We start from the raw sequence: 15,270 nt of genomic DNA, 5'->3' as shown, positions 1-15,270 counted from the left end.
CTTATAGGATAATTATACCATGTGCAGGGAACGTACCGCTTAACTTTAGAGTTGATAAGTAGGGGATTTTTCTTGATAAAAACCGGAAGGATTATTGAAATGTTGATAACTACAATAGAAAAGCCCCGGGGTAAACCGGGGACTTTGTCTACAGTCTGAAAGGATATACCTGCTTCCAAAGGCAGGTATATCCTTTTTTAATTCCGTATATCTGCTAAATTCCGGGTATCCGTCCCCGCCAACGCCTACTCCACCCGGAGAGCCGTCACCGGATCGCTCTTTGCCGCCTTCCTGGATGGGATCAGCCCGCCCAGCAGGGTGAGCACGATGCTCAGGGCGATGAGGATGACCGCCGGGACGGGCGACAGCACCGCGCTGACCTCATTGGAGCCGGCCACATAGTGGATCAGCATGTTGCCCGGGATCAAAAGCAGAAGGCTCAGCCCGATGCCGATGAGCCCCGCGCAGCCCCCGATGATAAAGGTCTCCGCGTTGAACACCTGGGAGATATTCCTCCTGGATGCGCCGATGGCCCGCAGAATGCCGATCTCCTTCTTTCTCTCCAGGACGCTGATGTAGGTGATGACGCCGATCATGATGGAGGACACGATGAGGGAGATGGCCACAAAAGCGATGAGCACATAGCTGATCACATTGACGATGTCCGTGACGGAGCTCATCAGTGTGCCCACCATGTCGGAGTAGGTGATCACCTTCTCATCCTGCCCCTCCTTCTCCATGCGGCTGTTGTAGTCGTCCAGTATCTGCACCACCTGGTCCTTGCTCTCAAAGTCCTTCGGGTAGATGCTGATGCCTGCAGGCTCATCGAAATCCGCGTAGCCAAGGGTCCGCAGATTGCTCTTGTAGGAGGCTGTCCCCGCGGACTGGAAGGACATGAGCAGCTCCGTCATCTGGGTCTCATCCATGTTCATCTCAAAGGCGCTCTGGAAGGCCTCCGGATCGATGGAGAGGGCGTTCTGTATGTTCTCCCCGATCTGGGCTGCCGCCCTCTGCATGGCGCTCTCCATGCCGGAGGTGATCTGTCCCATCATGGTCTGGACAGCAGAGGTGATCTGCCCCTCCAGGGCCTGGGCTGTGCCGCTCTCCATGACAGAGGACATGTAGCTCTCCACCGCCCCCGTCAGCTGCTGCTCCAGGGCCTCTGTATCCAGCATGCCCGCCAGGGCCGCCGTCAGCTGCCCCTTGGCTCCTTCCGTCCCCAGATAGGCGAGGAAGCTCTCCCCGATCTTTGAGGGGTCCGGCAGATTGTTATTTGCCGCGTAGGTCTGGTAGCCGGCCGCCAGCTCGCTGGCCAGCTTCTGGAGCTGCTCCTGGGTGATATTGATGTCCATGCCGGAGGGGAAGGTCTCCCCCGCCCACTGTTCCAGGATGGCCTGGGCCTCCCCTGTCTGCAGGTAGGCCGTCAGGTACTCGTCAAATTTCTCCCCGTCTGTCCAGCCATTTGCCTGGGCATAGGACTGATAACCTGCCAGTATCCTGGAGAGCAGCTCCCGGAGCTGGTCTGTGGTGACGGTGGTCCCGCCGCCGGACTGGATGATCTCGCGGATATTGTCCTCCAGGATTTCCCTGGCCTCCTCCGTGTTCAGGTAGGACACAAAGGCCTCCCCCAGCTTTGTGTAGTCTGTGGCCGGATTCTGGGAGGCATAGGCCTGGTAGCCCTCCAGCAGGCCCTGGGCCAGGCTGCCCAGCTGCTCCGGCGTGACGGTCAGATCCATGGCCTGGCCCAGGGAGGACAGGTCAAAGCCCTCCATGGCGGGCAGCTGGGTCTCCACCGCATCCAGGTCGATCATGCCGGACAGGTCCAGAGTCCCGCCGCCTCCGCTTGAGCCGCCTGTCAGGTCAAGGGAGCCGGACAGCCCGGCCGCCATGGCGGAGGAGTCAAAGGAGAAGGCGTTCTGCAGGGCCTCCGCGTCAATGGTAAAGAGGGAGTCCATATCCAGCCCCTGGCTGCTCTCCTCCCCGAAGGGCTCGCCGGAGAACACGTTCACATTCGGATCCGCGATCTGCTGCTGTACGATCTGGCTGTCCCCAGCCTCCTCCACCAGGTGCTCTGTCAGGGAGGCCGGATAGCCGATGCCGGACTGGAGCATCATGGCGTTGCCGTCCTGTGAGGGCTGCACGATGCCCACCACAGTCAGGTCCTCCCCGTTTTCCACCAGCTTACGGACGTAGGACTGGTCGTCGGACCGGTCCGTCCACACCTGGTACTGGCTGTCGTAGGTGTAGTAGTCCGCGCTGTCCACCAGCTTGAAGGTGGTGCCGATGATGTCATCGTAGGAGTAGGTGCCGATATCCTCCGGCGTGTCAATGTTTTCCTCATTCAAAAACTGCTGTATCATCTCATCCAGCTCCAGGGGATCCCGCAGTCCCAGCGTGTAGAGCATCATGTCGCTGATGCTGCCTCCCTGGGTCAGGACCACCACGCACTCATTGTACTTCTCGGGCCATCTGCCCGCCTTCACGTCGTACTGCCCCTCGTAGAGGGAGGCGTTTGCCGGCATCTCGTAAAAGACGTCCGTGCTCATCATGGAGGACATGAGGCTGCTGGAGCTGGAGGAGGAGCCGAACCCCAGGGCGTCAAAGGAGTGGTCCGGGTTCACCTGGCGCACCTGGTCGTCGTTTACGCGGTAGATCTGGGGCGTCACATTGTAGCTGTACTCCACCGCGTTCGTGTAGTCCCCGATGCCGCTCTTCCCGCTGTCAAAGTACTCCTTCAGGGACTTCAGGTCGTTGGAGTCCATCTTGGAAAACATGTCTGTCACCATCTGGATGACATTCACCTCCCCGGAGCTGCCGCCGCTGCCGGAGCCGGTCATCATCATGGAGGACAGGTCAAAGCCTGTGCTCTGGATCTCCAGGGGATACTCTGACAGGGTCTCCTCCTCCATATTCTGGATATAGTCGTTGACTCCCGTGGAGAGGGCCAGGATGAGGGCAATGCCGATGATGCCGATGGAGCCCGCAAAGGAGGTGAGGATGGTCCGGGCCTTCTTGGTCCGCAGGTTGTTGAAGCTTAAGGAGAGGGCCGTGAGGAAGGACATGGACGTCTTCCCCAGGTTTCTGTGCTCCGGCTCCTCCAGCTCCCTCTCATCCACCGCAAAGGGATCTGAGTCCTCCCGGATCTTCCCGTCCCGCAGGCGCACGATACGGGTGGCGTACTCCTGGGCCAGCTCCGGGTTGTGGGTCACCATGACCACCAGGCGGTCCCGGGCCACCTCCCGCAGAAGATCCATGACCTGCACGCTGGTGTCGCTGTCCAGAGCGCCGGTGGGCTCATCCGCCAGCAGGATATCCGGGTTGTTCACCAGAGCCCTGGCGATGGCCACCCTCTGCATCTGCCCGCCCGAGAGCTGGTTTGGCTTCTTGTGGAGCTGTTCCCCCAGCCCCACCATGGCCAGGGCGTCCGCCGCTCTCTGCCGGCGCTCCGCCTTGCCGATGCCGGATATGGTGAGAGCCAGCTCCACGTTGGCCAGGATGGTCTGATGTCCGATGAGATTATAGCTCTGGAACACAAAGCCGATGGTGTGGTTCCGGTAGGAGTCCCAGTCTCTGTCCTTATATTTCTTCGTGGACACGCCATTAATAATCAGGTCGCCGCTGTCATACCGGTCCAGTCCCCCTATGATGTTGAGAAGCGTGGTCTTTCCGGAGCCGCTGGGCCCCAGGATGGCCACAAATTCGTTGTCCCGCAGGTTCAGGCTTACATGGTCCAGCGCCTTCTGCACCAGGCTTCCTGTCCTGTATTCCTTACAGATGTCTTTAATCTGAAGCATGTGTGATCCCGTCTCCTTTTTTCTGTAAATGTCCGCGCGGTGATCTTTGCACAAAAGATCACCGCCCGCGAAAAACAATCCAGTTTCAAGTATAGCGGGCGGCTCTTTTATAGTCAACAGAGCCCATTATTAAATTTTTATAACCTCTTTTCACCCATCCTCTCCCGCACCCAGCGAAGGTCCGCCTCCGTGTCCACAGACAGACTGTCCGCCCGCTCCACCGGGATCAGCCGAAGCTCTTTTCCGTAGTCCAGAAAACGCAGGGTGTCAATTCCCTCGATCAGCTCCAGCCGCCCCGGGACGGAGGACTTATAAAAATCCAGCATTTTCCGGTTGTAGCCGATGATCCCCACATGCTTATAATAGGAAAAAGACACATCGCAGAAGGGGTATGGCACCGGCGTCCTGGACATGTAGAGGGCCCGGAAGCTGTCGTCAAAGACCACCTTGATGTTGGAGGCGTGACAGAGCTGGGCCGGGTCCTTCACCCGGGCGATGATGTTGGTGCCGAACTCCACGTCCAGGGGAACCTCGTCCGGCACGGCGGCGTCGATGTTGGCCGGGTCGATGAGGGGCTCATCCCCGTTGATCTGCACGTAGAAGTCCGCCCTCACCTGCCCTGCCGCCTCCTGCAGCCTCTCCGCCGCCGTCCGGTGCTCCCGCCCTGTCATGACCACCGGGATCTGAAGGCCTCTGCAGGCCTCCTCTATCCGCCGGTCGTCCGTGGCCACCCACACCTCATCCAGCCGCCGGGCCCTCCTGGCCCTCTCGCAGACCCACCACACCATGGGTCTGCCCTGGATCTTAAGCAGGGGCTTCCCGGGCAGCCTGGTGGAGCCGTACCGGGCCGGTATGATGCCTGCTGTCCTCACTGCGTCCTCCCCCCTCTTCTCTCGCCCGCTTCCTTCAGGCTTCTTATTTCCTCTCTCAGCTCCTTCTCCGTCTCTATATACTCCAGCAGCCGCCGCTCCGTAGCTGCCAGAATTCCCTCCAGCATGCAAATCCGCAGCTCCTCCTCTGTCAGCCCTTCCACGGAGATGGTCTTCCCCTGGTGGGGAAGCTCCCTCCTTTCCCTGAACTCCTCTGCCATCCTGTTCACCTCGCTCCTTGCCGAATAAAAATACATGATATGCCGCGCATCTCCCTCCCGGACCACCAGGGGCCGCAGCTGAAAAAAGCGCTCCCTGCTGCCGGGGTCATACATCCTGTACCTTCCCTTTTCATTGAGCCAGAGGACTGCCCAGGGATCCGTCTCCTCCCCGGGAGGACGCTCCCCCGGCAGCTCCCGGGAGCCTTCATCTCCCCGCAGCAGGAGGAGGGCGCAGGCCTCCGCCTCCCGGCACTCTTTTTTCCGGTACTCTCCTTCCCGGTACTCCCGGATGTCCAGGGCGTCCCAGGGCTCTCCCATACACCTGGCCATATTCCGCAGCTGCGCCAGGTTGACCCCCTCTGTCAGGATCCCCTCCATCCCTAAATGCAGCGCCAGACAGAGAGCCATACAGTAAAGGGCATCGTGCTGATAGCTCTCCTCGTACTCCGGATTAAAAAGGATCTGTCTGTCAAAAAACCGCCGGATCTGGTTCACCCCTGTGGAGCTGACCGTGCAGACCGTGCCCGGAAGCCGGTCAAAGGCCAGGGGCAGAAGCTCCGAGGGAAAGTTCCCCTCTATGAGCTCCGCCTCGGGAAAGAGGAGGGAGTAGTAGAGGATATCGTCCGGATGGGGCTTGATGCGCACCCGTCGGCCCTCCAGATAGTAGTCAAACAGATGCCGGTAAATGTCGATCTGGCCGTCAAAGGTAAGCTGGCCCAGGCTGGCAAACTGCTGGGTGAGAAGGAGCACCTCATCCTCCCGCCCCGAAAGCCTCGGAACCTGGAAAATGCACCGGATCTCCTCCTGCTGCCGCCCGGGCAGTCTGTGGAATTCCTCCATGACCTGAAAATCCTCCGCTCTGGGGTCCAAAAAGCCCGGCTCCTGGGCAGCCATGTCGCAGTACTTCTTTGTGATCAGGGGACTGGTGTGGTCGTAAAGTCCGTATTTCTCTATGAGGGCGTACCGCCCCGGCGCGCTCTTTTGGTGAATCTGCGCCAGGACCCAGGGACGGCTCAGAGCCCCGCTGCCGTCCTCGAACATCTCAAAGGAGATGCCCTCTGACAGGAGATAGACCTGCAGGTAGGTGTGGATCCCGGCGATGAGTATCCTCTCAAAGTCCTGTGGCCTGTAGGGAATGCTCCTTGCCAGCTCCTCTCCCACCTGGCGGATGATCTCCTCCTCCGACCCTCTGTAGCCCCCGAACCGGAACAGGTACACCTCATTGAAGAACCGCTTCGTCTCCAGCTCAAAATACCGGGGCATCCTCTCTTTGATGTAGTCCCCCAGTATGAGGACACATTTTCTGTCTCTGTAATACATCTGCCGGTGGACCATACACTCCAGTATCTGGTAGGCCGACAGAGCCTGGTACAGTATCATTGTCTCTCCTCCCATAATCCGGCCTTTTCCATCACCTCCCGCACGGACTCCATCACTGCCTTGTCCTGGGTGGCAAAAAGGTCTCTCCCGAAAATATAGTCTCCAAAATATTGTCTCATCCAGAGAAGGTTTCTGGAAAAATACTGGAAGGGCATGTAGGCGTCATGCCCGGAGATATCCATCATATAGGGGAAGTCCCTGAATATCTCCGTGTAGTCCCTCACAAAATCCAGCGCACCCTCATGGATCTGTCCGTCTCTTGCGTAGTTCTCCACCTCCGGAATGTCGTAGAGGAACCGGCCCTGGCTGTCAAAGCCGAGGAAGGTGGGGGTGGCGGACTGGGTCAGTATCTCAAAGAAGAAGGAGTTAAGCCTCTCATTTTCCTCCTGGTGGGCATCGTGGAGCCCCTTGTTGTGCATGGGGGAAAAGAGGTAGGTCTGCACCTGCCCCCGCTGCATCATGCCTGCCATGTAGGTGTCGTTGACATCCCTCGCGGCCGCCAGAAGACAGTGGATCTTGCAGTCCATGCCATACTCCTCCTCGATCAGATGCCTGACCTGGAGCACATTGTTGCCGGACCAGCCCACGTCCACCACGGCGGCTCTGCGGGCGTCCCCCACCTGCCGTCTCAGGTAGGACTCTATGCAGGCCTGGTCCGCGCTGTAGCAGGAGGCCAGCTCATCCCAGTGCTCCGTCACCAGTCGCCGCACCGCCTTCTCGTTCTCACTGGTTAGGTACTCCTCCTCCCGCAGCCTGTAGGCGGGAAAATATTTTTTCAGGGCCCCGATGCCCACTCTATCAAAAAGGATTCCCAGCCTGGACTTGTAGAGAGCCCCGGCCTTGTGGTGGATGATCTGGAGAAGAAAGGGATGCCTGTTCCAGTTCACAGTAGTCTTCACCACGGGAATTCTGGACCAGAGCACATAGGCTGTGGGGAAATCCGGGTACATCTGGCAAAACACCTTCTGGTACAGATCCCCTTCTCTTGCCAGAAACAGGATCTTCTCCAGCCCGTGTGCCCTGGCCTGCTCCATGATCCAGCGGCAAAATCCCATACAGTACAGCCCTGTGTACACATAGCCCACCTCGTACCAGGGTGTGTACCGGTCTCTGCCGTTGTGTAGCTTCGCGTTGACGATGCCCCGGTAGGCGCTGCCCGCCAGGCGGGACATATCCTTTGCCCGGAAGGGCCTTCCGGCCTCGTTCACATTCCTGTACTGCCTCGCCTCGATGCCCCTCTCCCGGGCGGCCTCCACATCGGACCTTGGATGGTCCCCCACATGGAAGATCGCGCCCCTGTATTTCTTTCTCAGGATGTCGAACAGGCCGCCCTTTCTCTTGGTGCAGCTGTAGTCGCAGGAGACGAGGATGTCGTCAAATCCCTCGTATCCGCAGGACCGCAGCAGCTCCTCCATCAGCTCCCGGGGCAGATACATGTCCGACACGGCCACCACCGTCTTTCCCCTGGCCTTCACCATGCGGAATACCTCCAGCATATAGGGGTTGGCAAAGCAGAGCTTTCTCTCTGTGAGGAACTCTGTCCTGGCCCCCGACACCGCCTCCACGCCGGTCTCCTCCTCCACCATCTCGTAGATGTCGTACAAGGTCACCTCCCGGCTGCCCCGCAGGAACTCGCTCCTTCTGCGGGCGTCCTCCTCCGCCTTCTTTCGTATCTCGCAGAAGTCCATGATACCCAGCTCCTCACCCACCAGGATAAAGAGGTCTGAGGGCTCGGAAAAGGGGCGCAGGATGAGTGTGTCAAAGACGTCAAAGGAAACCACGTCAAAGGCCAGCATGCTCTTGGCCAGATGGACCGGCAGAGGCCGCCCCACTGCCTCCGACTCAGCCCCTCTCTCCCAGAGACGCCCGCTGTTGGCGTTCCGGTATTTTTCCAGCGGCGCCCGCCCGGCCGCCTGCTCCGGGAACTCGTGGTACCTTTTCCCGTCAAAGGTGTACTTGAGCTTATATACATAGGCGTCTCCGCCCTTCACCTGGCTGTCCAGATACCGGTCCTCCTCGGTCTGCACCGCAAAACGCCAGTTGCCGCCCTCCCGGGACCGGTACAGATTGTAGTGGAGGGCTCCCGGGATCTTCTCCCAGACAAGCAGCAGGCCTCCGGACTCCCCCGGGGAGGCCGAAAAAGCATAGCTGCCGTCCCCCTTTTTTTCTCTCCTGTCCTTCCCCGACCCGGTCTCCGCTCCGGGGAACTCCCTGTCATCGGCCCTTCCGCAGCCTCCCTCCGCCTCTCTTACAGAGATCTGCTCCATCAGGTAGTGCTCCTTGTTTTTGACAGCCGTGACAGTCAGCGCCTCGGAGAACTCGCTGTAGCTGCTGCCGTCCAGGGAGACCTTGAACCGGAAAAAGTACATTTTGTCCTCCTCCAGCCCCCGCACCTTGCACACGTGCCTCTTCACCTTCTCCACAAAGCGGTAGTTCAGCCCGTCCCGGGACATATACACATTGTACCAGACCGCCCCCGGCACCCACTCCATGCGCAGCTTCGCGGTCCCCTCCTTCAGCTTCACAAGGACAAGGCTGTGGACCCGGTCCTTCTGGCTGTCCCTGTATTTCACTGCCAGCAGGAGAAGGACGATCCAATGCTTCCACCTTTTCTTCCTGTGCTCTCCCATATGTCCCCGCACATACCGCTCATACTCCCTCTGGATCCTCTCGTTATGGCGGACGATCCTGTCATAGAGCCAGTCCTTCATACTGTATCCCTCGCTTTTCCAGTATCATTTCCACAAATTCCCGCACAGCCCCCTCACCGCCTCTGGCGGAGAGAACGATGGGACAGTAGGCCTTCACCTGCTTGGCCGCGTCCTGAGGGCAGACGGCAAGGCCCACGCACTGCATGGCCTCCAGGTCGTTCAGGTCGTCCCCCATATAGGCCGCCTCCTGGGGGAGGATCTCATTGGTCTCAAGAAATTCCAGAAGGAACGCCCTCTTGTCCTTCACTCCCTGGAAGACGAGAGGGATGGCAAGCTCCTCGGCCCGCTTCCGGACACACTGGCTCTCTCTCCCTGTGAGGATGACGGACTCGATGCCTGCCCTCCTGGCCAGGAGGATCCCCGCCCCGTCCTTGATGCTGAACTTCTTCATCTCCGCTCCCCTGCTGTCCAGATAGACACCCCCGTCCGTCATGGTGCCGTCCACGTCCAGTATGAGATACCGTATTTTCTCCAGATTTTCCATCACCTGCTGCATCTACACCGCCTCCTCGTACAGAGAGGGAGTGAGGAAGGTGACAGGAAGACTTCTCCCCACTTCCCGGATCTCCTCCGCGATCTCTTCATTGTCCGCGCTCCTGGCGCTGTGGTATTCCCCGAAATATCCCTTCATGTAATTGTCCTGCCCCGTACTGTAGCCGTCAAAGCCGGCCAGGGCCGCCTCCTTTGCCCCCAGAAGCCGCATCAGGCGCAAAAGCAGCACCCCGCAGTTCTCCGTGGGACGGCCGTCCTGTGCCAGCCGTCCGTAGCTGACCACATCGTCCTCCTCTCCCACCCCTCTGGTAATGTTGGAGGTGAGGATCACGTGCTCCCGCGGGTTCCGGAAAGCCCGGTAGCTGTCGTACCTCTTGGCGTTGCTGAAGAAGGCGTAGCCTCCCTGCTGTTCCTCAAAGTAGAAATTGGCTGACACAGGGATGGCATCCTTCTCACGGATATAGTCCCGCACCCTGTCCCACTGGTACTCCAGGGACTTTCCCGGCGCCAAAAGGACTGCGGTCCTCCCGGCAAATACCTCCCCCAGGCTCCGGATAGCGGCCTGATCCTGGACCGTGCGGTCCTCGTAGACCCGGTACAGCTTCTCCACAAACCGCTCGTCATAGACACTCTTTTTCTCCTCTGGTATGAGCTGCAGGATGCGGTGCATGTCCCGGGCTGTCAGATTGCCCCTGGAGAGCAGGTACTCCGCGTAGTTTCTGTGGAGGTTCAGTTTGGCGGACAGAAAATATTCCGCCATGTATCCCCAGGGCTCCTTCTCCCTGATGGGCGTGATGCAGGTCTCGATGACATCCAGCACCGGATCCAGGTCGTAGCGCTTCCCGTAGCTTCGGTTCAGATAGTCCATGATCAGCTCCATGCACAGGTTGCCCGGCACCCGCCCCATCCCGTTCAGGGAGGCGTCCAGCACGCAGGATCTCTCCTGGCTCTTGATCTCCAGAAAGGTCTGGGCCAGCAGAAAGGACTGGGCCATATTCTCGTGGAGATGAAGTCCCAGCACGGTTCCCCTGTCCAGGTTGTTCTCGCACAGGGAGCTGATCCGCACCAGCTCTTTTTTGGTCATGGAGCCAAAGGTGTCCACGATGGAGAAGCCGTAGGGCCGAAGCTCCCTCACCTTCTCCAGGAGCCGCAGGAGACTGCTGTCGCTGTAGCCCATGATGTTGATGGGGTTGACAAAGAGACGGTATCCTTTCTCCATGACCCTTCTGCCAAATTCCAGCCCCTCGTCCACATCGTAGTCGTGAAAGGTGACCCGGATGGCCTCCACAGTACCGTCATTTTCCTCCAGCTTGCGGACATCGTACTTATCGTGGAGGGCCATGAGGACGTAGCCGCCCCGTCCGCCGCCCTCAGGCAGGATCTGCTTAAGCTCCCGCACCGAGTTGAAGAGGGTGCGGTCCTCCCGGTAGGCGCAGTCCCGCAGGAAACCCGCCTCAATGAGGTCTGTCCCGGCCTCCTCCAGCCCCGCCATGATCCTTCGTATGTTCTTCCGCTTAAAGTCCCAGTCATTGATGTACCCCCCGTCTCTGAGGGTACAGTCAAGAAGTCTGATCGTCTCCATCCTGTCTCTCCTTTCTTTCCCTCACAGCGCTCCTGCGCCCCTCCTCCACCCCCTCTGCGCTCTCCTTCTGGAATAAAATCCGGACCGTGAGGAAAAGGAGGCGCACATCCAGCCTGAGGGAGTAGTTGTATATATAGATGAGATCGTACTTGATCTTGTCCTCCGGCCCGGTGTTGTACTTGCCATAGATCTGGGCGTACCCGGTGAGGCCGCCCTTCACCTTCATGCGCTGGGAGAACTCTGGGATAACGCGGGAGTATTCTTCAATAAACTCCCGGCGCTCCGGCCTGGGCCCCACCATGGACATGTCCCCCTTCAGCACATTGACAAGCTGGGGCAGCTCGTCAAAATGCAGGTTCCTTATGATCCGCCCCACCCGGGTGATCCGGCTGTCATTCCTGCTGGCAAGCCTGGCCCCCTCCCGCTCCGCATCCACATGCATGCTCCGGAATTTGAGCATCCGGAAGGGCCTGCCCCCTTCAGTGTACCTGATCTGCCTGTAGAGCACAGGCCCCCCGTCCTCCAGCCGGACGCACAGAGCGATGACCAGCATCAGAGGCGCCGACAGCGCAAGGAGAGCCAGAGCCACCCCTATATCCAGGGCTCTCTTTGCCTTTTTCTGCCCCGCCGTCAGCCCTCCTTTGTGGTACTGGAACAGTACCTTGTCCTGGAGCCGCAGAATACGGGCGTTCTGGGTATAGACATCTATGAGCCCGGGGATGCTGTAGCAGTCCTTTCCCATGATCATGCACTGCTCCAGGATGGCCCCCTTGTCCCCCGGGGGCAGGTCTCCCAGGTACACCGCCTGGTATCCGCCCAGCACCTCCCCCGGCCTTTTGGCCGCCTCCCGGCAGGGGACACTGGCCGCAATGTGAAAATAGCCGTTGATCCGGTTGTTTTTCTCTGTGATCTCCTCCGGTTCCTCCCTCTCCCCGTAGATGAAAAGCGCCCGCTTGTGGGATTGTCCCCGCAGGTACAGGCCAAAGCAGAGGGCCGCCCATGCCATGCCCGCCCCGGACTGCAGGACGAGGAGCAGGAAGAACTCCCCCAGTATCTGCCACATGGAAAGGGAGCTCACCGCGCACATCAGCGCCCCGAAGAAAAGGCTGGCCGCCGCGGCCCCGAAGAACTGACTGTACATGAGATCCAGAAATCTTCGCTGTTCCACATCTCCTGCCTCCAGAATAAGCCAGAACCCCTCCAGAAGGACAAGGTACAGGACCGCCAGGGGAAGAGGCCGCCCATGCCCCAGATCTTCCAGCACCCGAAAGGCTCCAAGAAAGCTGCCCCCAAGGACCAGGAGATGACCGCCCGTCTTCAACGCCCTGAATATAGTGTATCCCTTCCTTCTTTTCTTCATACCTGCCATTTCTTTCTACTCCACATTCACGTCCGTGTCCCAGCAGAAGGAGGCCTCAAATTTTCGCCTTATCCTCCTGTCCCTCAGGAACAAAAGCAGCGGGGCGTAGGCGTCCCGTCCGGAGATCCAGCCCGTCTCCCCCTCCAGGAATTCCGGGAAGCAGCGCATGTAATCCCGGACAAAATCCAAAATTCCCTTCTGGATCCGCCGGATCTCATCCGCATGCTTTTCCTCCCTCCCGTACCGGAACACCACCTCCCCCTCCTCCCCCAGGGCAAAGCCTCTGAGCCCCGGGGAGGGGGAGGTAAACAGAAGCTCCATGTAGAGGTTATGCTTTTCCCCCAGGTTGTGGAATTTCCAGAGATCCCTGTTCTTGCTCTGGGAGAAGAGGTAGCTGTCCATCTGTCCGGAGAAGAAAAAGCCTTCCGCCGTGTCCGGGGAGGCGCTGTACACAGTGGCCGTGCCCGCCAGGGTACCGTAGACCCAGCAGGGCAGCCCCAGAACCTGGCGCAGGAACACATCCAGGGAGGCGGCCCCGCTTCCGGCCCACCCCACGTCCACCGCCGCCATGGCCGCCGCGCCGGAGGAAAGCCCCGCCAGGTATTTCCCGGCCGCCTCCCGCTCTCTCTCGTAGGACGCCTGCACCTCCTCCCACTTAGAGAGGAGAAAATCACGGCACGCTTCGGCCCTGGCGGCGCTTAGCCGCTCCTCCTGTCCCCAGCCCTGCTTCCGGCAGGCCTCCTCCAGGAGAAAGTCCAGCTCCATACTGGCAAAGATCTGACGGATGGAATACCCCTGGTCCGCCTTCTGGAAGAGAAACCTCTGAAAAAAATCGTGCTGATTGACGCCAGACAGAAGCCTGGCGGCCGCGCTCCTGGACCAGAGCACATAGCAGGTATCCTCCCCCGGATAGAGCTGGTCGTACACCTTCTTCAGCACCTCCCCGTCCCGGGAGAGAAACCAGAGCCGGCGGATTCCCCTGTCCCTGACAAACCTGTGTATGAACCGACAGTAGCCAAGGGCCAGGAGACCGCCGTACACGTAGCCGTACTCGTAGAAGGAGGTGTATCTCTTAAGTCCGCTGTGGAGCCGGATGTTGACAAGGCCCGCGTACATGCTGCCGGTGACGGCGGACATGTCCCTGGCACGGCAGGGCCGTCCGGCCTCCTGGGGACCCGGGTACCAAAAGGCCGCAAAGCCGGCCCTCTCTGCCATGCGCACATCCGCGTGGAGATTATCCCCCACGTGGACTGCCCGGCAGTCTCCCCCGTCCGTCCATTTTCTCTCAATGCTCCCTCTTACCTCCTGGTACAGGTCTCCCCTCCACTTGGACCGTCCCTGCTGGCAGGACACAAAGCAGCCGTCAAAGGCCCCCAGCCCCTTCTCCTTCAGGAGCTGCCGGATAAAATCAGACTCCAGGTACATGTCGCTCACAAGGAGGAGCCGCTTTCCCTCTCCTCTCAGCCGCTCCAGGATGGGGATGAAATAAGGATTGGCCTGACAGTACTGCCTCTCCAGCTCCATCTCCGCCCTCTGTCCCTCTTTCGCGTCCGCCCCTGTCATGGCGGAGAGGATCCTCCAGATCTTTTCCAGGGTTACCTCACCGCTGCCGCCCCGCCTCACATCCTCCTGCCTTGCCAGATGCTCCGCCTCTATCCGAAGATGCCGGAAATCCGGAATGGACAGCCTCATTCCCAGCAGATAGAAAAGATCCGCAGGCTCCCGAAAGGGGCGAAGGAGCAGAGTGTCGAAGACGTCAAAGGATACCAGGTCAAAGGAGAGCAGCAGCTCTGCCGTCTCCTTCCAGGTGGGAAGACCAGTGGCACCCGACTCCGGCAGCCTCAGCCTCCTCCTCTCATAAAAGCCGTATCCGTCCGGAAACCTGAGGCTCTCCTTTCGCCCTCCATAGTAGAGAGCGTTCCACCACAGGAGGCCTGCCGCCGCCCCCACTTTGCCGGCCATCCCCGGATGGTCTTTCCGAAAGCGCTGGTATCTCCCGGCGATCCCCGGCACCCTGCCGGCCAGGAGGCTGTACACCTTCCGTTTTACATTTTCCTGTCTCGTATGCTCCTTCATCCTTCTTACCCCTTCCCTTCGTTTTCCTGCCTGCCCCACTTTGTGTAGGCCGCACACACCTCCCCGGGGGATCCTTCCATCCGCTGACGGCCTCTCTCGAGCCACAGGGTCCGGGTACAGTTTTTCCGTATCGTGTCCACCGAGTGGGACACGATCAGGACCGTAGCCCCGCTGTGGATCATCTCCTGGATCCGGCCGGCGCTTTTTTCCCGGAAAAACATATCTCCCACGCTGAGCACCTCGTCCAGTATGAGAATGCCAGGCGTCTCCCTGGCTGTGGCGATGGCAAATCCCAGTCTGGAGACCATGCCGGAGGAAAAATTCTTCACCTTCTGCTCCATAAAGCCCTCCAGCTCCGCAAATTCCACGATCCGCCTGTATTTGCGCCGGATAAATTCCCTGCTGTAGCCCAGAAGAGCGCCGCTTAAATAGACATTCTCCCTGGCTGTCAGCTCCCGGTCAAACCCGGTTCCCAAAGTGAGGAGCTGGATGCTGTCCTGGTCCGCCACCACCCGCCCCTCCGTAGGAAGGAGGGCGCCGGAAATGATTTTCAAAAGGGTGCTCTTTCCGGACCCGTTTGTCCCGATAATGCCCAGTATCTCTCCCCGCCTGACCTCAAAGCTGATGTCGTCCAGGGCGCGTAAAATCCGGGTCTTGTTTTTCCCACGCAGCCCTCCTATGACATACTCTTTCAGGCTGGAGGCCCCCTCCAGGGGCACCTTAAAATGCATGCTCACATGCTGCACCGAGATGATCGGCTTTTCCTCTGTTCTCTTCTCCATGAC

Annotated in this window: 9 protein-coding genes; all 9 read right to left on the bottom strand. The window is 59.4% G+C overall.

Annotation, left to right across the window (positions count from 1 at the left end):
- Positions 1 to 245: 245 nt before the first annotated feature.
- The 9 genes from NI21_RS0114745 to NI21_RS0114705 all read right to left on the bottom strand — a co-directional run bounded on the left by NI21_RS0114745 (position 246) and on the right by NI21_RS0114705 (position 15,267).
- Complete coding sequence (locus tag NI21_RS0114745; protein ID WP_033126968.1) at positions 246 to 3,794, bottom strand: ABC transporter ATP-binding protein/permease; 3,549 nt, start codon at positions 3,792 to 3,794, stop codon at positions 246 to 248.
- 137 nt (positions 3,795 to 3,931) lie between these two features.
- Positions 3,932 to 4,666 carry a 3-deoxy-manno-octulosonate cytidylyltransferase gene (locus tag NI21_RS0114740; protein WP_033126967.1) on the bottom strand — a complete coding sequence of 245 codons (735 nt, stop codon included), beginning with the start codon at positions 4,664 to 4,666 and terminating at the stop codon, positions 3,932 to 3,934.
- Complete coding sequence (locus NI21_RS0114735; RefSeq protein ID WP_033126966.1) at positions 4,663 to 6,264, bottom strand: polysialyltransferase family glycosyltransferase; 1,602 nt, start codon at positions 6,262 to 6,264, stop codon at positions 4,663 to 4,665. The genes NI21_RS0114740 and NI21_RS0114735 overlap by 4 nt, the downstream gene beginning before the upstream one ends.
- Positions 6,261 to 8,975 carry a hypothetical protein gene (locus tag NI21_RS0114730; RefSeq protein WP_033126965.1) on the bottom strand — a complete coding sequence of 905 codons (2,715 nt, stop codon included), beginning with the start codon at positions 8,973 to 8,975 and terminating at the stop codon, positions 6,261 to 6,263. The genes NI21_RS0114735 and NI21_RS0114730 overlap by 4 nt, the downstream gene beginning before the upstream one ends.
- Positions 8,956 to 9,471, bottom strand: coding sequence for an HAD family hydrolase (locus NI21_RS0114725; protein ID WP_242842878.1), 516 nt, complete (start codon positions 9,469 to 9,471; stop codon positions 8,956 to 8,958). Before NI21_RS0114725 ends, NI21_RS0114730 begins: the two co-directional genes overlap by 20 nt.
- Positions 9,472 to 11,049, bottom strand: a complete 1,578-nt coding sequence (locus tag NI21_RS0114720) for an aldolase catalytic domain-containing protein (RefSeq protein WP_033126964.1) — start codon at positions 11,047 to 11,049, stop codon at positions 9,472 to 9,474.
- Positions 11,027 to 12,409 carry an exopolysaccharide biosynthesis polyprenyl glycosylphosphotransferase gene (locus NI21_RS0114715; RefSeq protein WP_171031558.1) on the bottom strand — a complete coding sequence of 461 codons (1,383 nt, stop codon included), beginning with the start codon at positions 12,407 to 12,409 and terminating at the stop codon, positions 11,027 to 11,029. Before NI21_RS0114715 ends, NI21_RS0114720 begins: the two co-directional genes overlap by 23 nt.
- A 15-nt stretch (positions 12,410 to 12,424) precedes the next feature.
- The gene (locus NI21_RS0114710) at positions 12,425 to 14,485 is read right to left on the bottom strand and encodes a hypothetical protein (RefSeq protein ID WP_033126963.1); all 2,061 of its coding nucleotides are present in this window, start codon (positions 14,483 to 14,485) and stop codon (positions 12,425 to 12,427) included.
- Between the two features lie 5 nt (positions 14,486 to 14,490).
- Positions 14,491 to 15,267, bottom strand: coding sequence for an ABC transporter ATP-binding protein (locus NI21_RS0114705; protein ID WP_033126962.1), 777 nt, complete (start codon positions 15,265 to 15,267; stop codon positions 14,491 to 14,493).
- Between the last annotated feature and the right edge of the window lie 3 nt (positions 15,268 to 15,270).

The sequence above is a fragment of the Eubacterium sp. ER2 genome (assembly GCF_000765215.1).
Taxonomy (GTDB): domain Bacteria; phylum Bacillota; class Clostridia; order Lachnospirales; family Lachnospiraceae; genus Claveliimonas; species Claveliimonas intestinigallinarum.
The sequence above is the reverse complement of the archived record's forward strand: the minus strand, read 5'-3'. Positions and strand labels throughout refer to the sequence as shown.